This window comes from Flavobacterium sp. W1B (assembly GCF_047344965.1).
Classification (GTDB): domain Bacteria; phylum Bacteroidota; class Bacteroidia; order Flavobacteriales; family Flavobacteriaceae; genus Flavobacterium.
Map to the genome: position 1 here is coordinate 3,167,791 of NZ_CP178845.1, position 22,641 is coordinate 3,190,431.

Annotated in this window: 23 protein-coding genes; 17 read left to right on the plus strand and 6 right to left on the minus strand. The window is 33.1% G+C overall.

Going from position 1 to position 22,641, the window contains the following annotated elements:
• The first annotated feature begins 117 nt into the window (after window positions 1–117).
• The 4 genes from ACMDB5_RS13785 (at window position 118) to ACMDB5_RS13800 (ending at window position 2,617) form a co-directional block, all read left to right on the plus strand.
• Window positions 118–1,068 (plus strand): D-2-hydroxyacid dehydrogenase, encoded by a 951-nt coding sequence (locus ACMDB5_RS13785; protein WP_413998839.1) that lies wholly within the window; start codon window positions 118–120, stop codon window positions 1,066–1,068.
• Window positions 1,069–1,159: 91 nt separating this feature from the next.
• Complete coding sequence (locus ACMDB5_RS13790; protein ID WP_413998840.1) at window positions 1,160–1,723, plus strand: DUF937 domain-containing protein; 564 nt, start codon at window positions 1,160–1,162, stop codon at window positions 1,721–1,723.
• A gap of 124 nt (window positions 1,724–1,847) precedes the next feature.
• Window positions 1,848–2,282, plus strand: coding sequence for a DUF6146 family protein (locus ACMDB5_RS13795; RefSeq protein WP_413998841.1), 435 nt, complete (start codon window positions 1,848–1,850; stop codon window positions 2,280–2,282).
• Between the two features lie 32 nt (window positions 2,283–2,314).
• The gene (locus ACMDB5_RS13800) at window positions 2,315–2,617 is read left to right on the plus strand and encodes a DUF6787 family protein (protein ID WP_413998842.1); all 303 of its coding nucleotides are present in this window, start codon (window positions 2,315–2,317) and stop codon (window positions 2,615–2,617) included.
• An 11-nt stretch (window positions 2,618–2,628) separates the two neighbouring features.
• Here the strand turns inward: ACMDB5_RS13800 and ACMDB5_RS13805 are convergent, their stop codons facing one another.
• Entirely contained in the window at window positions 2,629–2,928 is a 300-nt protein-coding gene (locus ACMDB5_RS13805; RefSeq protein WP_413998843.1) for a hypothetical protein, read from the minus strand.
• Between the two features lie 9 nt (window positions 2,929–2,937).
• Window positions 2,938–3,483 (minus strand): peptide-methionine (S)-S-oxide reductase MsrA, encoded by a 546-nt coding sequence (gene msrA / locus ACMDB5_RS13810; protein WP_413998844.1) that lies wholly within the window; start codon window positions 3,481–3,483, stop codon window positions 2,938–2,940.
• A gap of 222 nt (window positions 3,484–3,705) precedes the next feature.
• Here msrA and ACMDB5_RS13815 point away from each other — a divergent pair, with 222 nt between their 5' ends.
• The 8 genes from ACMDB5_RS13815 (at window position 3,706) to ACMDB5_RS13850 (ending at window position 13,527) form a co-directional block, all read left to right on the plus strand.
• Window positions 3,706–4,371: an ABC transporter ATP-binding protein gene (locus ACMDB5_RS13815; protein WP_413998845.1), complete on the plus strand. Its 666-nt coding sequence runs from the start codon at window positions 3,706–3,708 to the stop codon at window positions 4,369–4,371.
• Between the two features lie 51 nt (window positions 4,372–4,422).
• Window positions 4,423–5,187, plus strand: a complete 765-nt coding sequence (locus tag ACMDB5_RS13820; RefSeq protein WP_413998846.1) for a TIGR02757 family protein — start codon at window positions 4,423–4,425, stop codon at window positions 5,185–5,187.
• Window positions 5,188–5,466: 279 nt separating this feature from the next.
• A complete protein-coding gene (locus tag ACMDB5_RS13825) occupies window positions 5,467–5,835 on the plus strand; it encodes a response regulator (RefSeq protein ID WP_413998847.1) in 369 nt (122 codons plus the stop codon).
• A 16-nt stretch (window positions 5,836–5,851) separates the two neighbouring features.
• The gene (locus ACMDB5_RS13830; protein ID WP_413998848.1) at window positions 5,852–6,958 is read left to right on the plus strand and encodes a HEAT repeat domain-containing protein; all 1,107 of its coding nucleotides are present in this window, start codon (window positions 5,852–5,854) and stop codon (window positions 6,956–6,958) included.
• Window positions 6,959–6,976: 18 nt separating this feature from the next.
• Window positions 6,977–8,386, plus strand: a complete 1,410-nt coding sequence (locus ACMDB5_RS13835) for a glycosyltransferase family 2 protein (protein WP_413998849.1) — start codon at window positions 6,977–6,979, stop codon at window positions 8,384–8,386.
• A gap of 28 nt (window positions 8,387–8,414) precedes the next feature.
• Complete coding sequence (locus ACMDB5_RS13840; protein ID WP_413998850.1) at window positions 8,415–10,841, plus strand: sulfatase-like hydrolase/transferase; 2,427 nt, start codon at window positions 8,415–8,417, stop codon at window positions 10,839–10,841.
• Window positions 10,841–12,106: a YaiO family outer membrane beta-barrel protein gene (locus ACMDB5_RS13845; RefSeq protein WP_413998851.1), complete on the plus strand. Its 1,266-nt coding sequence runs from the start codon at window positions 10,841–10,843 to the stop codon at window positions 12,104–12,106. Before ACMDB5_RS13840 ends, ACMDB5_RS13845 begins: the two co-directional genes overlap by 1 nt.
• 71 nt (window positions 12,107–12,177) lie before the next feature.
• Window positions 12,178–13,527 (plus strand): DEAD/DEAH box helicase, encoded by a 1,350-nt coding sequence (locus tag ACMDB5_RS13850; protein ID WP_413998852.1) that lies wholly within the window; start codon window positions 12,178–12,180, stop codon window positions 13,525–13,527.
• Window positions 13,528–13,583: 56 nt separating this feature from the next.
• On the opposite strand, the gene ACMDB5_RS13855 is transcribed toward ACMDB5_RS13850, so the two are convergent.
• Window positions 13,584–14,681 carry a lactonase family protein gene (locus ACMDB5_RS13855; RefSeq protein WP_413998853.1) on the minus strand — a complete coding sequence of 366 codons (1,098 nt, stop codon included), beginning with the start codon at window positions 14,679–14,681 and terminating at the stop codon, window positions 13,584–13,586.
• Between the two features lie 293 nt (window positions 14,682–14,974).
• On the opposite strand from ACMDB5_RS13855, the gene ACMDB5_RS13860 reads away from it, so the two are divergent.
• The 4 genes from ACMDB5_RS13860 to ACMDB5_RS13875 are packed head-to-tail and all read left to right on the plus strand — an operon-like array spanning window position 14,975 to window position 19,201.
• A complete protein-coding gene (locus ACMDB5_RS13860) occupies window positions 14,975–16,903 on the plus strand; it encodes a BatA domain-containing protein (protein WP_413998854.1) in 1,929 nt (642 codons plus the stop codon).
• Window positions 16,904–16,923: 20 nt separating this feature from the next.
• A complete protein-coding gene (locus tag ACMDB5_RS13865) occupies window positions 16,924–18,177 on the plus strand; it encodes a dihydroorotase (RefSeq protein ID WP_413998855.1) in 1,254 nt (417 codons plus the stop codon).
• Between the two features lie 4 nt (window positions 18,178–18,181).
• On the plus strand, window positions 18,182–18,508 hold the full coding sequence (locus ACMDB5_RS13870) for a hypothetical protein (protein ID WP_413998856.1): 327 nt from the start codon (window positions 18,182–18,184) through the stop codon (window positions 18,506–18,508).
• Window positions 18,509–18,553: 45 nt separating this feature from the next.
• The gene (locus ACMDB5_RS13875; RefSeq protein ID WP_413998857.1) at window positions 18,554–19,201 is read left to right on the plus strand and encodes an alpha/beta hydrolase; all 648 of its coding nucleotides are present in this window, start codon (window positions 18,554–18,556) and stop codon (window positions 19,199–19,201) included.
• 31 nt (window positions 19,202–19,232) lie between these two features.
• Here ACMDB5_RS13875 and ACMDB5_RS13880 read toward each other — a convergent pair whose 3' ends face one another.
• Window positions 19,233–19,733 (minus strand): hypothetical protein, encoded by a 501-nt coding sequence (locus ACMDB5_RS13880; RefSeq protein WP_413998858.1) that lies wholly within the window; start codon window positions 19,731–19,733, stop codon window positions 19,233–19,235.
• A gap of 12 nt (window positions 19,734–19,745) precedes the next feature.
• On the minus strand, window positions 19,746–20,510 hold the full coding sequence (locus ACMDB5_RS13885; protein WP_414000392.1) for an MBL fold metallo-hydrolase: 765 nt from the start codon (window positions 20,508–20,510) through the stop codon (window positions 19,746–19,748).
• A 95-nt stretch (window positions 20,511–20,605) separates the two neighbouring features.
• Here ACMDB5_RS13885 and ACMDB5_RS13890 point away from each other — a divergent pair, with 95 nt between their 5' ends.
• Entirely contained in the window at window positions 20,606–22,066 is a 1,461-nt protein-coding gene (locus tag ACMDB5_RS13890) for a TonB-dependent receptor (RefSeq protein ID WP_413998859.1), read from the plus strand.
• A gap of 72 nt (window positions 22,067–22,138) precedes the next feature.
• Here the strand turns inward: ACMDB5_RS13890 and bcp are convergent, their stop codons facing one another.
• On the minus strand, window positions 22,139–22,591 hold the full coding sequence (gene bcp / locus ACMDB5_RS13895) for a thioredoxin-dependent thiol peroxidase (protein ID WP_413998860.1): 453 nt from the start codon (window positions 22,589–22,591) through the stop codon (window positions 22,139–22,141).
• Window positions 22,592–22,641: the final 50 nt, after the last annotated feature.

Sequence of the window (22,641 nt, forward strand, 5' to 3'; positions counted from 1 at the left end):
TTCGGCAATTTGACTATTCGAACAAACAGCAAATCCATATAATTGAAATCAATAAATTTTATGTTATTTTTTAATCTAAACGATTAAATAAATCATCAAAAAACAAATAAAGTAAAAATGAAAATATTAGCCAATGACGGTATTTCTAAAAGCGGAATACTTGCATTAGAAAAAAGTGGATTTGAAGTAATAACGACAAAAGTAGCACAAGAACAAGTCGCTAATTTTGTAAACAATAATGACATAAGCGTACTTTTGGTGCGAAGTGCTACCAAAGTCCGTCAAGACATTATTGATGCTTGTCCAAATTTAAAAATCATTGGTCGCGGTGGTGCAGGAATGGATAATATTGATGAAGACTATGCCAAAAGCAAAGGAATTCACGTAATCAATACACCAGCAGCCTCGTCAGAATCTGTTGCTGAATTAGTTTTTGCTCATTTATTTTCAGGCATTCGTTTCTTGCATGATTCGAACAGAAATATGCCTTTGGAAGGAGACAGCAACTTCAATGGTTTGAAAAAAGCTTATGCTAATGGAATTGAATTAAGAGGAAAAACACTCGGCATCATAGGAATAGGCCGTACTGGTCAAGCTACCGCAAAAATGGCATTGGGCTTAGGAATGAAGCTTATTGCTACCGATACATCAATCGAAAAAGTGGACATAAAAGTAGCTTTTTTTGATGGTCAATCAATCACAACGACAATTGTTACTCAGCCATTGGAATCTTTACTTAAAGAAGCCGATTTTATCAGCTTGCATGTTCCCGCACAAAAAAGCTATATCATAGGCGAAAAAGAATTTGCTTTAATGAAAGATGACGTAGGAATCATAAACTGCGCTCGTGGTGGTCTAATAGATGAAGTTGCTTTAGTAAAAGCATTAGACGACGAAAAAGTATTATTTGCTGGATTGGATGTTTTTGAAACCGAACCAACTCCAGAAATACCAATTTTAATGAATCCTAAAATCTCTCTGACCCCACATATCGGAGCTGCAACTATAGAAGCACAAGACAGAATTGGCATTGAGCTGGCGCAGCAGATTATTGCTTTATTGAAATAATCTTCTGCATAAACAGTAAAAGGGATTTGTTAACTTCGTTTAACGAATCCCTTTTTTCATTAAATTTGATTTCTAATCTAAATAAAATCAAATGTTTGAACAATTAACTCAATTAGTACAGCAGTTTGGAAAAGAAGCAGTCGTAAAGAACGAGGCTATTCCAAATGATCAAAATGAGGCGGTAATAAACGAAGCAAGCGATTCGATTATTTCTGGTTTACAAAAAATTGTTTCTGAAGGTAAGCTAGATCAACTTGCCGGATTATTTCAGAACAATAATACTCAGGACAACTCAAATCCCGTTGTACAGCAACTTACTGAACAACTCACCGGTAATCTTGGTCAAAAATTTGGTTTAAGCAACGAAGCAGCTTCTGGAGTAGCCACTAACATGATTCCTCAGGTTCTAGGTTCTTTGGTTAACAAAGCAAAAGACCCAAATGATTCGAGTTTTCAAGTTTCTGATTTGGTAAATGCTATTTCTGGTGGCAGTGGTCAAAACTCAGGAATTATGGATGCTATTTCAAAATATGGCGGACAATTTGGTTTAGATCAAAATGCCGACGGAAAAGTAGATATGGGAGACGCAATGGACCTTGTTACGAAAAAAAGTGGGGGATTTGGCGGCTTATTAGGCAAGCTTTTCGGAAAATAATATACTATTGAACATTTATATAAAGTCATTTTCCATTTAACGGAAAATGACTTTTTTAGTTCTGAAAACGAATAACCGACGGTTTATTTTCGTAACTTTATAATCCACATTATTCTTAAATATCATGAAAAATAGTTTTTATATTATAGCAATTATTTTTTGTGCTCTTATCGGTTGTACTGCTTCAAAATCAGGTAGCATTGCTAAAGAGAAACCAACAGGCTCAAAAAATGATACCGTCAGAATTGCTAATAATGAACTAGAATACGAAGTCATTATCATTGATCCGGGCTTTAGCTCTTGGCTTGCCTCTAGAGCACTTCCTAGAAATTACTATTCCCAATCCTATTTAGAAAACAAAAACCAATTATGGGTCAGTGAATGGAATAGTCGCGTTTCACAACCTTTTAGATACAACCCCAACCTGTATGAAATGACCATTGATTATAATCCGAACATCGATTATGGCTATGAAGTAAATTATTTAATTTACAATTACATGGTCTATTTTCAAAATACCTATAAACAAAAACTATTTGGTTACGTCCCCATAAGATAATGTTACTATATTTGTATTCATTATAAATAAAAATGAAGAATTTAAAAAAACGTTGGGGAATTGAATCCAATTTTCAGCTCACAGTAATATTTATTGTTTTTGCAATTACCGGTTCTACTTCTGCCTGGTTGTCAAAACCTTTTTGTTTTTGGTTAGGAATTACAAATGAAGACTTAGGTTTTTGGTTTACCCCCGTTCGATTGCTACTAATTTTCCCAATATATCAAGTCCTTTTAGTATTATTTGGATTTCTTTCTGGACAATTTGCTTTCTTTTGGGCATTCGAAAAAAAGATGCTAAAACAAATGGGAATGGGTTTTCTGTTCAAAGAATAAAAAATCCTTAATTATTGAGCGCTTTTATTTTTTATTAAATAACTATAAATCCAAGTTAATGTAAATGTTGGAATGATATCTGTAAAAGGAATAAGTTCTTCCAAAAATTCGATCGTTCCTGCTATTTTACCTGTATTTCCTTTATACATTCTAGTCATCAAGTAAGCAGCTATTGGAGCCCAAACTACATCTGAAAATTCACCCAAAATTGGCACACTAAAAGACAGCATCCCAATAAGATCAAACAAAATACCCAAAAACAATTTCCTTTTTACGGCACTTTTGCTTTCAACTTGAAATTCATTTATCATCTATAAATATTATTTGAGCCTATCTTTATAGAACTTTTTCAGTTTTTCTATTTTAGGCGTTATCACATAACTGCAATATCCTTGTTCTTGATGTTGATTGTAATAATTTTGATGGTAATCTTCGGCTGGATAAAATATTGATGCAGGTGAAATCTTGGTTACAATAGGCTTACCAAATGTATTTTCTTTAGTCAAAAGCCCAATATAGCCTTCCGAAATTCCTTTCTGTTCCTCATTATGATAAAAAATTTCACTTCGATATTGCGTACCCACATCATTTCCCTGACGGTTTAATGTTGTGGGATCATGCGTTGCAAAAAATATTTCTAATAATTCACCGAAAGAAACTTCATTTGGATTAAAAGTAATCTGAATCGCTTCGGCATGACCTGTGTCTCCATTACATATATCCTTATAGGTAGGATTCGCCGTTTTCCCGCCAATATAGCCCGAGACAACGCTCCTTATCCCTTTTAATTTTAAAAAAACGGCTTCTGTACACCAAAAACAGCCTCCAGCAAATGTGGCTATCTCTTTTTCTTCTTGTATATCCATTTTTATTGTTTTAAGTTTTTGAAAAAATAATATCTTCTTTTTGAAAGGTTTAAAAAAAATGATTTTCAAAATAATATTAAACCTTCAGGTAAACAATCTTCCAAATTTACTCTATTAAATAGATTCCGCTGTTTTTTGTTAACTAAAATTTATAATTTGCCTTTTGAAAATTATTCAAAATAATCATCAAATTCTTTGTTTCTTTGCGCAAACAATTCCAAAATGATACAAGCCAAAAATTTACATAAATACTACGACCAACTTCATGTATTGAAAGGAGTAGATTTACATATAAAAAAGGGAGAAATTGTTTCTATCGTTGGGGCTTCCGGAGCAGGAAAAACAACTCTTTTGCAAATCCTTGGAACCTTAGACAAACCTACAGTTGAAAATGGAATCGAATTGCGAATCAATGACGAAGACATTTTGACAATGAATGATAAAACCTTGTCTAAATTCAGGAATTTGAATTTGGGTTTTATTTTCCAATTCCACCAATTATTACCCGAGTTCACTGCTTTAGAGAATGTTTGCATTCCGGCTTTCATAGCCAATAAATCTAAAAAGGAAACCGAATTAGAAGCTAAAAAACTACTGACTTATCTTGGTCTTTCCCATAGAATGGATCACAAACCCAATGCGCTTTCCGGCGGAGAACAACAACGTGTAGCTGTTGCAAGGGCATTAATCAATAAACCGGCAATTATTTTTGCCGATGAACCTTCAGGGAATTTAGATACTGTCTCTGCTGAAAACTTGCATCAATTGTTTTTTAAATTAAGGGATGAATTAGGACAAACTTTTGTAATTGTTACCCATAATGATGAATTAGCCAATATGGCAGATCGGAAATTAGTTATGGTTGACGGCCAAATTAGCAATCCATAATTCTGTTTCAAAAAAACAGGACTAAATCTATCTCAATCTACTTTTTAAGCAATGACAAATGACGAGCTCAAAGACTTTCTCGACGAAAAAGTTACCCAATACAACACGCTAGATTTCATTGATAGTGACCCAGTACAAATTCCCCATCTCTTTTCTAGAAAAGAAGATATAGAAATTGCCGGATTTTTAAGCGCTACTATCGCCTGGGGCAATCGCAAAATGATTATAAAAAATTCTCATCGGATGATGGATTTTATGGGCAACGCTCCCTATGATTTTGTGATGTCGTATACGCAATACGATTTAGAGCGATTGGAAACATTTGTACATCGTACTTTTAACGGACAAGACTTTGCTTTTTTCATTAAAAGCCTAAAAAATATTTATCAAAATCATAATGGCCTAGAAAGCGTATATTCTAAAAACCAAGAATTAGATAGTATGCAAAAAAGCATCTCGGAGTTTAAAAAAATATTTTTCGAAATTCCGCATCAATATCGTACTCAAAAACATGTTTCGGATCCAATGAACAATTCGGCCGCAAAAAGAATCAACATGTTTCTAAGATGGATGGTACGCCAAGACAATAAAGGAGTAGATTTAGGGATTTGGAAAACTATTTCTCCCGCCGCCTTATCTTGTCCACTTGATGTACATTCTGGAAATGTTGCCCGAAAACTTGGCTTATTGACCCGAAAACAAAATGATGGAAAGGCTCTTGCCGAATTAGACGCAAAACTTCGAAAATTAGATCCAAATGATCCCGTAAAATATGATTTTGCTTTGTTTGGATTGGGCGTTTTTGAAGGATTCTGATTTCAATTAAAAATCTTGACAAGAAAATTCTTTCATAAGTCTGTGAAACACTTGTATAAAAATCCCTACTCAAATTTAAAATTCAGGAATATCCTATTTAAAGTAATTATTATACTACAAAATTGTTAATTTATGTGTTTTGGCGATTATTTCAACTCTTCATCGATATAAAAAGATAAATTTGACTAAATTTGATTGAGATTAAATCGTTGAATTTAAACAGGATATTTCATTCAAAATTAACAGTGTACAATAGAATTTCAATTATAAAAAAAAGAAATGAGCGAACCTAAAAAGATACTTTTAGCTGAAGACAATTCAATACTCTCCTTATTACTAAAATTCAAATTAGAAAAGGCAGGATATAATCTTTTTATTGCTGAAAACGGAAAAGAAGCAATTGAAATAATAGAACAGCATAATCCTGAAATAATTCTTACCGATATTATGATGCCTTATATTAGTGGGTTAGAAATAATAAGTCATGTAAGAAATAAATTAAGTCTAATGACGCCTGTTATCGTATTTTCATCCGCAGGTCAGGAGGAAATGGTTCTTAATGCATTTAACTTGGGCGCTACAGATTTTATGTCTAAACCATTTAGTCCTAACGAATTAATTATTAGAATAAAAAGGCTAATACAATAAAAAAGTTTAGTTGATTATGGCAAATCTATATCAATATATTATTGACTATATCAAAAACACATCAGAACTTCTTCTGTTTTTATGGGCTTTGAGTGCTGTTTTTGCCTTAACAATCACGGGCTTAATCCTTTATTTAAAATACCTAAGAGTTCGTCTGAAAACTAAAGAAAGAATCCAAAAAGTATATCAAAAAAAATACGAATCCAATTTGATAGAATATTTATATTCTGGTGATGAAGACGCTGAAATCAGTATTGAACAACAAAAAATAATTGATTTTTTAGAGAAAAACTCTATGGACGGTTTAAAAAGAAAACTTATCATTACGACCTTATTGAAATTAAGAAATGAGATTTCAGGGGAAACGGCAGATGCTATTCAAAGACTTTATTACCAAACTGGACTTATAAACTATGCTTCTTCTAAATTGAAGCATAAAAAATGGGATGTAGTAGCAAGAGCAATTAAAGAACTAACGCAATTTGAGATCAAAGAAGTTCATAGTGAGATTATTCTTCTAATAAACCATCCTAAAAAAGAAGTTCGTAATGAGACACAAATGTATCTCGTTAAATTATTCCATTTTGAAGGACTTGATTTTCTGAATGTTTTGACCACTCCTTTATCCGAGTGGAACCAAATTCAATTATTAGAAATTCTTCAAAATTTTATAGATCAAGAGATACCGGATATCACAAAATGGCTAGAATCTTCAAATAATTCCGTTGTTATTTTCGCTTTAAAACTAGCAAAAATATACAATCAATTTGAAGCTAAAGATGCGATTATAAATCTTTTAAACCACTCTGATATAACAATTCGGATTGAAGCAATTGATGTCTTATCGAATTTGGGTGTTACTGAAGCTATTCCAATTTTAAAAAATGATTTTTATAACCGTAGTATTGAGGAACAGATTGCTTTCTTTAAAATGATGGAAAACACCTATGAAAATACTGACACTCCCTTTATTTTACAATTTATTGATCATGAAAATTTTGAAATCAGAGTTTCAGTGATGAAAATCTTAAAAGTGCTTAATGTGGATATGTATAATACTTTCAAAACAACAACAAACCAAGAGTACTCTAAAAAAAATAATCTAATAAAAGCCAGTAATTAAATACAAAAAACCACTCAAATGATAATAGATTTAATTCAATACTTGTTTTTGGGTTTTTCGTTTACCGCAATAGTATCTTATATTATCTTATCTATAATATCTGCATTTGAAACGGTTGAATATATGAAGAAAAACAGCTTTGTAAATTACAAAGAAATATTATCATCTTCCATTTCACCATCCATTTCAATTATTGCTCCTGCCTACAATGAAACATTAAATATTGTTGAAAATGTGCGTTCCCTACTATCAAATCATTATGTAAATTATGATGTAATTATAGTTAACGACGGCAGCAAAGACGACAGCCTCGAAAAATTGATAAAAGCATATGACTTAGTCAAAGTTGATTATCTGATCAACTATCAAATCCCCACAAAACAACTTAGAGATGGTGTTTTTAAATCGACAAATCCCGCTTTTGAGAAATTGATTGTAGTTGATAAAGAGAACGGAGGAAAAGCCGATGCATTAAATATGGGACTAAATATAAGCTCAAATAAGTATGTAGCCTGTATTGATGTTGACTGTTTATTACTTCAGGATTCCTTACAAAAAATGATTAAACCTTTTTTAGAAACCACAGATGCTAAGGTAATTGCCGCAGGTGGCGTAATTAGAATTGCCAATTCTTGTGTTATCAAAGACGGTGAATTACTAGATGTTAACTTACCTAAAAACTTAATCGTAAGAGGGCAAATTCTAGAATACTTAAGAGCTTTTTTATTAGGGAGAATGGCCTGGAGTAAACTTAATGGTTTATTAGTTATTTCAGGAGCCTTTGGCATATTCGATAAAAAAGCGGCGATAGAAGTTGGTGGCTATGATAGCAATACGGTTGGCGAGGATATGGAAATCATTGTAAGAATGAGAAGACATATGGAAGAACAAAAAATAAAATACAAAGTGGCTTATATTCCGGATCCTCTTTGCTGGACCGAAGCGCCAGACAATTATAAAATATTTATTTCTCAAAGAAATAGATGGACAAGAGGAACTATTGAAACATTGAAAAAACACCGAAAAATTGGATTTAACAGAAATTATAATTTTTTAGGGATGATAAGTTATCCTTATTGGTTAATCTATGAAAGACTAGCTCCGGTAATTGAAGTTACGGGAATATTTTATTTCTTATTTCTTTTAATCAATAATTATATCAAATGGGAATATGCTATTGCGTTCATTATTTTGGCTTATTTATTTACCGTAATGTTTTCTATTGTCACCATTATTACCGAAGAACTCACCTATCACCAATACAAGAAAAAAGGGATTGGCTTTCGTTTAATTAGCACAGCCTTTTTAGAGCCTTTTGTCAATCATCCTTTTATTTTATATGCCGCAATTAAAGGTAATTTTGACTATTATTTTAACAAAAAAATAAAATGGGGAGAAATGACGCGAAAAGGAATTTCAAATAATTAAATTTCAAAAAAATTATAACAATTAAAATATGAATATTAAGGTTCTATTGAAAAACTGTTTCCCTTTCATTTATTTAACCCTTTCATTAGTAGTTACATTTTGGTTCATCAGTATTTTTGAAATATACATCAAAGTAACAAATGGAATAAATCTTCCTAATCTTACCACGATATTAGCTTATCAATTACTTAATGATTTCGGAACTATATTAGCCATTGGCTTACTTAGTTTGCCTATCTATGTAGCTTTTTATTTTATTAAAAAAACTTGGAGCGCAACTGCAATCAAAGTCCTGTTTTTTTTAATTATTGTTGGTCAATTTGCCTTGGTAAAATACAATCTGACCACTCTTGTAAATCTAGGTGCTGATATTTTAGGATATTCTATAGATGATATGTACACTACGGTAACGGCATCCGAATCGCTTTCCTACTTGTATTTCCTACCTTTTATAATTTTCCCTTTTTTGTATTTAGGCATCAACAATCTTATGCTTAAATATGCGAAACTAAACACTGTTTATACCGTTTCTGCCATTTTGATTGTACTATTCGGAAGTTTAAAATGGATTATTCCTGATGCTTCTGATTCTGCTTATCAAAATAAATTATCCTTTTTCGCAACGGATATTATCCGATTTCAAACTAACAAAAATGCATTTAATGCCGCTAATTTATTCTATAAAAAAGAATATCCGTTGGTTCAACCATTTGATGCAACTCCAGATGTTTTAGCGCCATTTTTTGAAATTCAGGATGAAAAACCAAACATTGTAATGATTATCGTAGAAGGATTGGGTGCTGAATTTATAGGAAAAAATCAATATAGGGGCTTTACTCCTTATTTAGATTCCCTAATTCCAAAATCGCTTTACTGGGAAAATTTTGTCAGTAATGCTGGTCGAACTTTTGGCGCATTGCCTTCTATCTTAGGTTCATTGCCTTATGGCGAAAAAGGCTTTTTAGAGATGAATCCCTTGCCTTCTCATGTTTCCCTAGTCAGTATTTTAAAGGCAAATGATTATACAACCTCTTTTTATTCTGGTGATGAATCTAGTTTTGACAGGAAAATAAATTTCCTGGAATACAACGGAATTGAGAATGTCATAGACATCAATAAATTTGGTCCTGGTTATGTAAAAACCAAAGAAAACTCGGGTGGTTTCACTTGGGGATATCCTGATGGCGAAATTTTCAAAAAAACACTTTCTGAATTAGATTCAAAAAAACTCCCGCGACTGGATGTCATCATGACACTTACCAATCATGAACCTTTTGATTTTCCTTCAAAAAAGGAGTATTTAAAAAAAGTGGATCAAATTATAGATTCTAATAAAACGCTTGGAATTTCTAAATCAGAAGTAAATACTTATAAAGATATCTTTGCTTGTTTACTATACACTGATAATTCTATCAAAAATTTCATTGAATCCTATTCAAAAAGACCTGAATTTAAGAATACCATTTTTGTAATCACTGGGGATCACAGATTAATCCCTATTGCTCAAAAGGATAAATTATGCCGTTTTCACGTTCCATTGTATATCTATAGTCCTTTATTGAAAAAACCACAAAGCTTCAAATCCGTTTCTTCTCATTGGGACATAACGCCCAGTTTAGTGTCATTTTTAATGAATAATTACAAGATGAACAAAATAGAAAAAACAACTTGGATGAGTTCCGGTTTAGATACTGTCAAAAAATTCAGAAACATTCATACTATTCCCATCATGCAAAACAAGGGAAGTATTAATGATATGATTTACAAAGACTTTTTGTATTCAAACGGTGATTTATTTAAAATAAATGAAAATTTTGAAATTGCAAAAGTCAATGACGGAGCAATGCTTAAAGCAATAACAGACACTTTGAATGAAGCCAAAAGACTTAATGCTTATCTGACTCAGAAAAATAAAATTATTCCAAACTCAATTAATATATACGCAAAACCCGCTTTTGAATTTTCAAAGCAAGATCTTGCAACAATCAAAAAATTAACCAAAGGCTTAAGCTATGATGAAATATTTCTTCTTGCCCGAGAATTTGCTTTCAATAAAGAACGTAATAAAGCAATGTTATTATGTAACTATATCCTGAATGAATCCCCTAATTATGCCGATGTAAGAACGCTAAAAGGGCGAACTTTGGCTTGGGATAATGACTACAAAAAAGCAGAGATTGAATTGCTGGAAGTAGTAAAAAGAACTCCTTATTACAATGACAGTTACCTTGCTTTAATGGACATCTATTGGTGGTCAAATCAAGATCTAAAAGCAATTGCCATTGCCAAAAAAGGGCTCAAAAATAAAGTCGATACGCCAGAATTAGGAGTTAAACTGGCACAAGCCTACAAACGAACCAATAAGCTCTCATTAGCCAATAAAGTTATTGACAGTCTTATAAAAAAGCATCCTAAAGAAAAAGAATTAATTAAAATCAAAAAATCCTTTATATAATGATTTCCAAAAAAATAGTTCGACTAACATTTGTAATTTGCTTTGCAATGGTTTTCCAAATGCAGGCTCAAAAAGGAAAATACAATGGTAATCCGGACACCTCATTTGAAACAGCCCGCACCCTAGCTTTCAACCAGCAACGCAAACAGGCACAAGATACTTTATCTCAAATTCTAACCAAATATCCTGATTACCATGAAATTCGCACTTTTTTGGCAAGTACTTATACATGGGATGCTGAATATGAAAAAGCACGAAAAGAATTTGCTTATGTATTAAAGAAAGACCCTAAAAATAAGGCCACTTGGATTGCTGCCATTAAAAATGAATCTTTTGGCGATTTTAAGATTAAAGCACTCGAAATGGCTACCGAAAGTTTAAAACATTTCCCGGATGATGCCGAATTATTATATTTAAAAGCAAATGCCCAAGAAAGCAACAATAATCCTTTGGATGCTTTAAACACAATTCAATCTGTCTTAGACAAAAACCCAGAAGATCAAAAAGCCATCGATTATAAAATCAGTTTGAGTCAAGGACTAAGAAACAACTCCTTCGGAATAAAATCCAGTGTTGATGTGTATTCAAAAGTTTTTGATCCCATGCAATACCATACTCTTAAATTAAGCCGACTCACGAAATACGGAAGTATTATTGGAAAATTAAACTTAAGCAGAAGATTCAACGAGAATGGAGCCCAGTTTGAAGTCGATTTATATCCAAAAATTACCAAAGGCTTATATGCTTACCTAAATTTAGGCTTAGCAAATACTTTCCTTTTCCCTGATGTTAGATATGGCGCTGAATTATACAAATCATTGCCGCATAGTTTAGAAGTTTCCCTTGGATTTCGTACATTGAAATACAGCAGCACAACAAATATCTACACCGGTGCAATAGGCTGGTATACCGGAAATAGTTATTGGTCATTGCGTCCTTATTTTACTCCTGGCGATGGAGGAACGAGTACATCTGCTGCTTTAAACTATAGGAAATACCGCAGTAATTCAGAAAATTACATGAGTTTTGGTTATAGTATGGGGGTTTCTCCAGAGGTAAATCAGTTCAAATTTGACGATGCCGATGCAGCAATCGTAAACCTAAAGACACAGCGTTTTAATATTGGTTATTATTTCACCACCGCTAGCAATAAAAATGCTTGGGGAGCTCAATTTGATATTGCTCATCAAGAAATAAGTTTCGATCCCGGAAGCTATTTTTGGATTTATTCACTTAGTCTTTCTTGGGATTTAAAATTTAAATAAGTTAAAATGAAACGCATCCGTTTAAAATCATTACTTTCAAAAAGACTATCTTTGCAAAAAATATACGTTTTATGACCACTTTCGAGCAATTAAATCTTCCAAAATCAGTCCAAAAAGCAATAGACGATTTAGGATTTACTTCCCCAACTCCTATTCAGGAAAAAACTTTTTCTGTAATAATGTCTGGTCGCGATATGATGGGAATTGCACAAACCGGAACCGGTAAAACATTTGCCTATTTATTACCCTTATTAAAATTATATAAATTTACTCCAGGACATACTCCAAAAATAGTAATCCTAGTACCTACTCGTGAACTTGTGGTTCAAGTTGTAGAAGAAGTAGAAAAACTGACTAAATACATGTCAGTGAGAACCATCGGAATATTTGGTGGAGTAAATATCAATACCCAAAAAACAACCGTTTATCAAGGTTGTGACATACTCGTAGGAACTCCCGGAAGGATCATGGATTTGACATTAGACAATGTAATCCGTTTTGAAGAAATGCAAAAACTGGTTATCGATGAGTTTGATGAAATGCTGAATTTAGGTTTCCGTACTCAGTTGACAGCGATTTTGGCTATGATGCCAAAAAAACGTCAAAATATCCTTTTTTCAGCGACTATGACTGATGAAGTAGATACCATTTTGAATGATTACTTTGATTATCCCGAAGAAGTTACCCTTTCTCCATCGGGGACTCCATTGGAAAATATCAAACAAATTACCTATAATGTTCCCAATTTCAACACCAAAGCAAATCTGTTAAAACACTTATTAGAAACAAACGAAGACATGAGTCGTGTTTTGGTTTTTGTAAATAATAAGAAAATTTCAGACATGCTTCATGTTCGAATCGAAGAAGATTTTGAAAGACAATTTGGAGTAATCCACTCTAATAAATCGCAAAATTACCGTTTAAGTACGATGGCTGAATTTCAAGAAGGAAATCTTCGCGGTCTGATTACCACCGATATTATGGCGAGAGGATTGGATATTTCGAATATTACTCACGTAATTAACTTTGAAATGCCCGAAATGCCTGAATTATACATGCACCGAATTGGTAGAACCGGTCGTGCTGATGCAACGGGTACCGCAATTAGTTTTATTGCACCTCGAGAAGAAGAGTCTAAAGTAGAGGTCGAGGTATTGATGAATATGGAATTAAATCCGGAGCCTTTCCCTGAAGCCGTTGAAATTTCATTGAAATTGATTGAACCGGAAAAAGACCGTCAACCGATTAAGTTTTTAATGAAAAAACAAAAACTAGAAGGTGATGGAGCTTTTCAGGAAAAAAGTAAAAAGAATAAAAAAGTCAATTTGGGAGGTCCCGGTGTTACCAAGAAAAAAACACATGGTTCTGTCAACAGAAATATGCTGAAAAACCAAGCTGCCAAAAAGAAGAAAAAGAAATAAGTTTACCAAAGCCTAAAGATGAAATTCATTTTTAGGCTTTTTTTCTTTATAAAACTTTATTCCTTGGTAAAAACCAAACAAACCGGCGAACATAAAGTGATTCTTTTGCCAGTATCTGTCAACGCTCCCGTTGTTTTATTACGCTTAAAGATAACGACATCGTTTGTATATTGATGGGCTACCAAAAGGAAGTTCCCGCTAGGATCAATCGCAAAATTACGAGGTCCTTTGCCCAAAGTACTTGTTTGCCCTTTAAATTCCAATTTTCCGTTTTTAGCAATTTTAAAAATAGAAATATCATTTGCCTTTCCACGGTTGGTTGCATATAAAAATTTACCATCAGGAGAAATATGTATATCTGCAGAAGCACCTTCTTGACTTGCGCCCTTTGCCAAAACAGTCGTTATATCAATTTGTTTCAAAGAACCCTCTTTATAACTAAATATTGTTAAACTACCATCTATTTCCTGCAATAAATAAACAAATTTACCGTCTTTGCTAAAAGTGAGATGTCTTGGACCACTTCCAGATTTTACCGAAACACTATCGGTAACTCTCAAAACTTCACTGTCAGAATTTGGATTGTATTGATACGTATATACTTTATCATTCCCCAAATTATTAGATAAAACATATTTTTTATCCGGAGAGAAATAAACCATGTGAGCATTAGACTTTTCTTTTCTTTTGTTATTCTGCCCTACAACCTGTTTGGCTTGAGCAATACTGCCATCACTATTTTTTCCAAAAACAGAAATATTTCCGCCAGAATAATTGGCTATAATTACATTTTTATCATCATTAATTATATAGCAAGGATCTGCTCCTTTGGAACTTTGTTTATTCATAAAATTCAATTCTCCATTTGAAGAATTGAACCCAAAAGAACTAACAGCACTTTCATTTCCGTCTTCATTTACAGCATAAATAAATTTATTATCCTTTGAAACAGTCAAATAACTTGGATTCACCACATTCTCACTGCTGTTTTTAAAATTAAAATTGCCTGTTTTTGAATCAAAATCATAGACATAAATCCCCTTGCTTTCGCATCCTTTAGTATAGGTCCCAATAATCAAATTTTGTTTTTTACCTTGTCCTTGCACATTAGTGAACACTAAAATTAAAAGAAGAACAGCAAACGATTTTTTCATGTTTAAAATTTTATTAAAAAGCTAAAATACACAATGATTTTCAATTAATTGTTCCTTTAAAAATTTATATGGTTTTGTCATTTTTGGACTTAAAAAAATTAAACTATTAAGAAATTATGAAAATTAAGGCCTTACAAAACTTGATTTATTAATGGCTAGAAAGCTGAAAATTAATTTTAAAAGTTTTAGCCCCGAAATTTATAGCAACTTCCACAAAAGCTGTCTACAAATTTGTATTTTTGACAATGAACCCGATCAAGAATATAATCTTGTGACGAAAATTAAACCTAAGAATGCAATTTAAACATCCCGAAATTCTATACTTTCTTTTCCTATTGATTGTACCTATTTTGGTCCATTTATTTCAATTTCGCCGATTTAAAAAGGAATATTTTACCAATGTTCAATTCTTGGCAGCTCTTTCTGTCCAAACCAGAAAAAATTCCAAAATCAAAAAATGGTTGCTTCTTGGCTCTCGTTTGTTATTCATCGCATTTATTATTTTCGCCTTTGCCCAACCTTATTTTAAAGCAAAAGACAATGCCAATGCAACAAATGAAATGTACATTATCCTGGATAATTCATTTAGCATGCAGGCCAAAGGCAAAAAAGGAGAATTACTAAGACGTTCTGTTCAGGAATTATTAGAAAATACGCCCGAAAATGTCAATTTTTCCTTGATCACCAATTCTGAAAGTTATTGGAACACCGATATAAAATCCATCCAGAATTCTTTGCAAAACCTAAAATACAGCGCCTTGCCTTTTCAATTAGACCAACTAATGGCAAAAGTAAAATCGCATAAATCTGCTTTCAAAAAAGACATTGTGATTATTACCGATGCGGTAGGTCTTGACAAAAAACAACTCAAAAACATTGATAAAAACGACATTCCTTATTTTATAATTCCAAAAGCGGAACAAAAAAATAACGTTGCCGTTGATAGCGTATCTATTCATGAAACATTGGACGATTTCTATGAAATAAGCGTTGAATTATCCAATCATGGCGAAGATTTTAAGCCAGTACCAATTGCAGTTTACAATAAAAACAAACTTATCGCAAAAACATTGGTAAACTTTGAAACTAAAAAAAAGAGCATTCTTTTTACGATTCCAAAACAAGATTTTCATGGTTATGTCTCCATCACAGACAATGGTTTAGAATATGATAACATTTTATATTTCAGCATTTCAAAAACAAAAAAAATCAATATTATCAGTATTGGAGAGCCCGAAAAGAGCAACTTTTTAAGCCGAATTTATACTGCTGATGAGTTTAATTTTAGTAATTCACCAATTAGCTCATTAGATTACAACGGCTTAGAAAAACAAGACGTTATTATTTTAAACGAACTCGATGAAATTCCGCAAGCTTTACAAATTACTTTGAAATCTTTTGTAGAAAAAGGAGGCAATCTTGTTCTGATTCCATCGGCAAAAAATGCGGTAACAAACATAAACTCCTTTTTGACAAATTTTGGATCCGTTCAATTCAATTACTTAGAAAATACCGAGAAACTTATCAGTAAAATCAATTTCAATCATCCGTTATTTGCTGCTGTGTTTGAGAATAAAATCACCAATTTTCAATATCCAAAAACAAACGCTTCGTTTAAAATCACTAGTTCGAGTCCGGCTGCTTTATATAATGATGATCAAACGCCATTTTTGATTTCTTTATCTCGCCCTATCTCTGCTGTTTATGTTTTCTCGGCGCCAATAAACATCTTAAATTCAAATTTCCAACAATCCCCGTTGATTGTTCCAACTTTTTACAAAATGGCAACGAGCAACCAGAAAAATGCGGTAACGGCATTGACAATAGGAAATTCGAATCCTTATTTTGCTGATGTATTACTTTCGAAAGATGCTATTTTGTCCGTTAAAAATCCTACGGAACAATTCATTCCCATTCAACAAATCCTGAATAATAAAGTCAAATTGACCTTTAATGATTATCCGGTTCAAGCAGGGAATTTCGAGATTTACAACCAAAAAACGGCAGTAGAAAACATCAGTTTTAATTACAGTAGAACCGAAAGCAATTTGGCTGCTGCCAATGAAAATATCCTTTCTGATTATAAAATAATAAATTCTATAGCCACCGTCTTTGATACTTTACAAACTGACAGAACAGACAATCAAATTTGGAAATGGTTTGTTATCTTTGCACTGCTTTTTCTATCAATCGAAATGGCAATTCTAAAATTCCTAAAATAAAAAGTAAATATTATCTGCATATGAAATTAATCATCCGAGAAGCAAAAATTATCGATTCAAAAAGTCCTTTTCACAACAAGACAGTAGATATTTTAATTATAGATGGTTTTATTAAAAAAATTGGCACTTCGTTAGCCAACAAAGAAAATGCAGACGAAATAAAACTCGACAATTTACATGTGTCTCAAGGCTGGTTTGACAGCAGTGTTACACTTGGCGAGCCGGGTTTTGAAGAGAGAGAAACCATTGAAAATGGCTTAAGCGTTGCTGCAAAAAGCGGTTTTACTGCAATTGCTTTGCAACCCAACTCCTTCCCTATAATTGACAATCAATCTCAAATAAACTTTGTGCAGAATAAGGCAAATGGTAGCGCTACACAACTTTTCCCGATAGGTGCTTTGACAAAAGGCAGCGAAGGAAATGATATGGCTGAACTATTTGACATGAAAAAAGTGGGGGCTGTTGCCTTTGGAGATTACAATAAAAGTCAAAACAATGCTAATCTGTTAAAAATTGCCTTACAATATGTGCAAGATTTTGATGGTTTAGTTATTGCATTTTCTCAAGATGAAAAAATAAAAGGAAATGGAGTAGCTAATGAAGGAATCGTTTCTACCCGATTGGGCTTAAAAGGGATTCCAAATCTAGCCGAAGAATTACAAATCGCCAGAAATTTATTCTTATTGGAATACACCGGAGGTAAATTACACATCCCTACTGTTTCAACAGCAAAATCAGTTCAATTAATCAAAGAAGCCAAGGCAAAAGGATTAAAAGTAAGTTGCAGTGTTGCTGTACATCATCTTGTGATGACTGATGAAAAACTCGAAGGTTTTGACACCCGTTTTAAAGTTACGCCTCCTTTGCGAACAGAAGAAGACAGAAAAGCATTATTGGAAGGAATCCTAGACAACACCATCGACATGATTACATCTGATCATAATCCGATGGATATTGAACATAAAAAGATGGAATTTGATATGGCAAAAAATGGTACAATTGGTTTAGAAAGTGCTTATGGCGCTTTGATGACCGTTTTACCATTGGAAAAAGTAATCGAAAAATTAACTGCCGGAAAAACAGCCTTTGGTATCAAAAACCAACCTATAGAAGAAGGTCTAAAAGCAAATATCAGCTTATTTAATCCTGAGGGACAAAGCATTTTTACCAAAGAATCCATTTTATCGAAATCAAAAAATTCCGCCTTCCTCGGAATGGAAATGAAAGGTAAAGTTTATGGAATTTTAAATCAAGAAAAATTAATTTTAGCATAACAACATGAACAACACGGTTGAACAAGGAAAAACAGCAGCAATTACCAGTTATATTTTAGGTATCGGCGTATTTATTGCCATGTCAATGAATTCCGAAGACAAAAACGCATTTGCCTCCTTTCATATCCGTCAAGGATTAGGATTAACACTTACTTTTATATCATTAGGACTAATTATCAGCAATTTTGACAGCTTAATGATCTCAGCTCCCATGTGGATTTGCATTTCCGTTTTATGGACTTATGGCATCTTTAGTGCGATAAAAGGCGAAACAAAACCAGTACCTTTATTGGGGAATATTTATCAAAAGTGGTTTGCAAGTATATCCTAGATTAATTGCAAAACACAATATACAACCTGAATTTAAACGTAATAAATGAACGAATTATCTCTTGACTATCTCATTAGAGAGCCCAAAATAAAATTAGACAAAAACCCGCTTATCCTTTTATTACACGGATATGGCAGTAACGAACAGGATTTATTTTCATTTGCAACTGAGCTCCCCGATGAATATTACATTATATCGGCGCGTGCACCCTATGATTTACAATACGGCAGTTACGCTTGGTACGCCATCAATTTTGATGCAAACCAAAATAAATTTTCAGACAATGAACAAGCCAAATCTTCCAGAGATTTAATTGCTCGTTTTATAGAAGAATTAATCAGCACTTATCCAATTGATTCCAATAACATTAGCTTAGTTGGATTTAGTCAAGGTGCTATTTTGAGTTATGCTGTGGCGATGTCCTATCCGGAAAAAATCAAAAACGTAATCGCTTTGAGCGGTTACATCAGCGAACCTGCATTAGACGAAAATTATCTAAAAAATGATTTGTCTAAACTTAAAATATTTGCTTCGCATGGAACTGTCGATCAGGTAATCCCGGTTGATTGGGCCCGAAAAACAAAACCTTTTTTGGATAAATTAGGAATTGAATCTGTTTATAGAGAATATCCTATTGGTCATGGAATATCGCCTCAGGTATTTTACGACTTCAAGAATTGGTTATTAGAATAAAAAAAGGCTTCCTAGGAAGCCTTTTTTTTTATTATTTCTGATACAGTACCGATTGATTTACTTCAAAAGAAATGCTTTCATCGGGATTGATAAAGTATTTTAGTAAAACTTCTCCCCAAATTTCGCCATCATTAAAATCGGCAATAATCCAGCGGTGATTCAAAACTTTCACTTTATTGATGATAAATTTATTTTCCCCAATTTGGTCCTGACCTGTATAAGGATTCCCTTTAGGATTAGCATTCAAATCCAATAATTTTTCGGTAACATAAGGAATTAGTTTTTCGTATGGAATCATTTTCTCTGAACTTGCAGAATCGAAATAATTCTGGGCATTTTCGTTATTTTCCAAAGAAAAATAATTGGCATCATTCAATTTGGTCGTAACCGAATTCAAACTGTCTTTTAATCTTTTTGTAACTTTTTGATATCTTTCTTTCTCAAAAGCAACTTCCTTACTGTAAAACATATACGTAAAAATATTTAAAAGTGCGATTAAAATAAAAGCATAGAGCAATAATGATTTTCTCATTTTAAAATTTAATTAAATTGTAATTTCTAAATTATCGAAAGCAAGGTAAACGTTTTTAGGTAATTTTTTTTGCACTTCTTCATGAAATCCAAAAAGATGACTGATATGGGTAAGATAGGCTTTCTCAGGTTTTACCAAAGCAATAAAATCCAAGGCTTCCTGCAGATTAAAATGGGTAGAATGGGATTCTTCGCGTAAAGCATTAATCACCAAGACTTTTAAATTTTTTAATTTTAAAACTTCGGCGTCTTCAATGGTTTTTACATCGGTCAAATAAGCAAAATCATCAATTCGATAACCAAAAATCTGGAGATCTCCATGCATCGCGTTTACAGGAATTGCCATTTTGTCGCCAACTGCAAAAGGCTCGTTATTGATAACTTCAATCGTCTTTACCGAAGGAGCGCCGGGATACCTGTTTACGGTTTCAAAAACATAATCAAATCGTTTTTTCAAATTATCGATAACCCGTTGATGTGCATAAATAGGCATCTCACCTTGTTTAAAATTAAACGGGCGAATATCATCTAATCCTGCTGTATGATCAGAGTGTTCATGTGTAAAAAGGATTCCATCTACTTTCTGACAATCTGAGGCCAACATTTGCTGTCTAAAATCAGGACCGCAATCGATAACGTAGGAATGATCTTCCCAAGAAATCCATACCGAAACTCTCAGCCTTTTATCCTTAGAATCAGTGCTCTTACAAACGGAATGATGGCTCCCTATAACGGGGATTCCTTGTGATGTACCTGTACCTAAAAAATATACTTTCAATACTATTTTATTTTTTGACAAAAATAGGATTAATTCTCTTTCATTAGAAACCATTTTGACTAACTTTGTATCATATTAGCCATATTTAAAATAAAATGGACACCCAAATAAAACTAAAAGGTGACAAAGTCATCGAACAAATCCCTTCTATAAAAGACAAAGCACTTCGTATCAATTTAAACGAAAACATTTACGGAACTTTTGCCGAAATTGGTGCTGGACAAGAAACCGTAAGACATTTTTTTAGAGCCGGAGGTTCTTCTGGAACTATTGCCAAGGCAATGTCAGCATACGATAAAGATTTTAGTGACGCGGTTTATGGAGAAGAAAAAGACGGTCGTTATGTTACCGAAAGCCGACTAAAAAAAATGCTTTCTCACGAAGTAAATTTAATTGAAAAACGCTTAAGCAGAGAGAAACATCCAAACAAGATGTTTTTTAGCTATGCCAATACGGTTGCTACAATTGATTTTGCAAAACAATTCAAAGGACATGGTTGGGTAGGAATTAGCTATCAAATTGAACCAGATGAAGACTATAACGAAATCATACTTCATATTCGTTTTAAGGAAACCGATGCCCGTTTGCAACAGGAAACCCTTGGAATCCTTGGCGTAAACCTGATTTATGGTGCCTACTATAAATACAATGATCCTAAACGACTGCTGCGCTATTTGTATGATCACCTAGATAAAGACCAATTAGAAATTGACACCATCAATTTCTCAGGTCCTCGATTTGCTGATGTGGACAATCGCTTGATGAGTTTGCAATTAGTTAAAAACGGAATGACTGATGCCGTAATGTTTGATCCAGAAGGCAAAAACATCCTTCCTGCAGCCATATTATACAAAAAGAACATCCTTGCTTTGAGAGGTAGTTTTAGACCCGTTACAAAGGTAAATATGGACATGTATGAGAAATCATTAAAAATGTTCCTCGAAGAAAATAAAGTTGAAAAGAAAAATACCCTGGTAGTTTTTGAAATCACTTTATCAAACTTACGCTCTGACGGAGAAATTGACGAACGCGATTTTATGGACCGGGCAGAATTGCTTTGTTCACTCGGACAAACCGTAATGATTTCGAACTTCCAAGAATACTATAAAGTAGTTGAATATTTTTCAAACTATACCAAAGCCAGAATGGGATTAGCGATGGGAGTCAACAATTTAGTTGATATTTTTGACGAGAAATACTACCGTCATCTTAGCGGCGGGATTCTTGAAGCTTTCGGAAAATTATTCTTCCGCGACATGAAAGTGTTCCTATATCCGATGCTAGATGAAAACGGCGATGTTATTACTTCCGAAAATTTAAAAGTACATCCTCGAATGAAAGAACTTTACAAGTTCTTCAAAGCGAACGGAAAAGTAATTAATATTGATGATTACGATCCAAATATTTTAGAAGTGTTTTCTCGTGAAGTACTAAAAATGATTAATGACGGAAAACCGGGATGGGAACCTATGCTTCCATCTGGTATCGCAGAAATCATCAAGGAACACAGGCTCTTTGGTTATGAACCAACTAAAGTTTTAAAAGAAAGCAACTAATCAGCTTTAAAGAAAACAGAACCAAAAAGAAGACTATAAAATGTCTTTTCTTGGTTCTGTTTTTTTATATAATTATTTCAAAATCTGAGCAGCATGCTCCTTGGTTTTTACTTTTTCGATAACGTCCTCTATGATTCCGTTTTCGTCTATTACAAAAGTAGTTCTGTGAATTCCATCATATTCACGACCCATGAATTTTTTAGGTCCCCAAACACCAAAGGCTTCTATCACCGATTTATCTTCATCAGCAAGTAAAGGAAACTGAAAATCGTATTTTTCTTTGAATTTTGCCTGCGCTTTAGCCGAATCGGCACTTACACCCAGTAATTCATAATTATTCGCTTTAAAACGCTCAAAATTATCTCTCAAATCACAGGCTTCAGCAGTACATCCCGGCGTGTTGGCTTTTGGATAAAAGAAAACGACTAATTTTTTTCCTTTATAATCCGCTAATTGATGTTGCTTCCCGTCTTGATCCACTCCCGAAAACTGAGGTGCTTTATCTCCTTTTTTTAATGTTGTCATGTTTTAAAATATCAAAGTTGTAAAGTATCAAAGTTACAAAGTATTCCTTG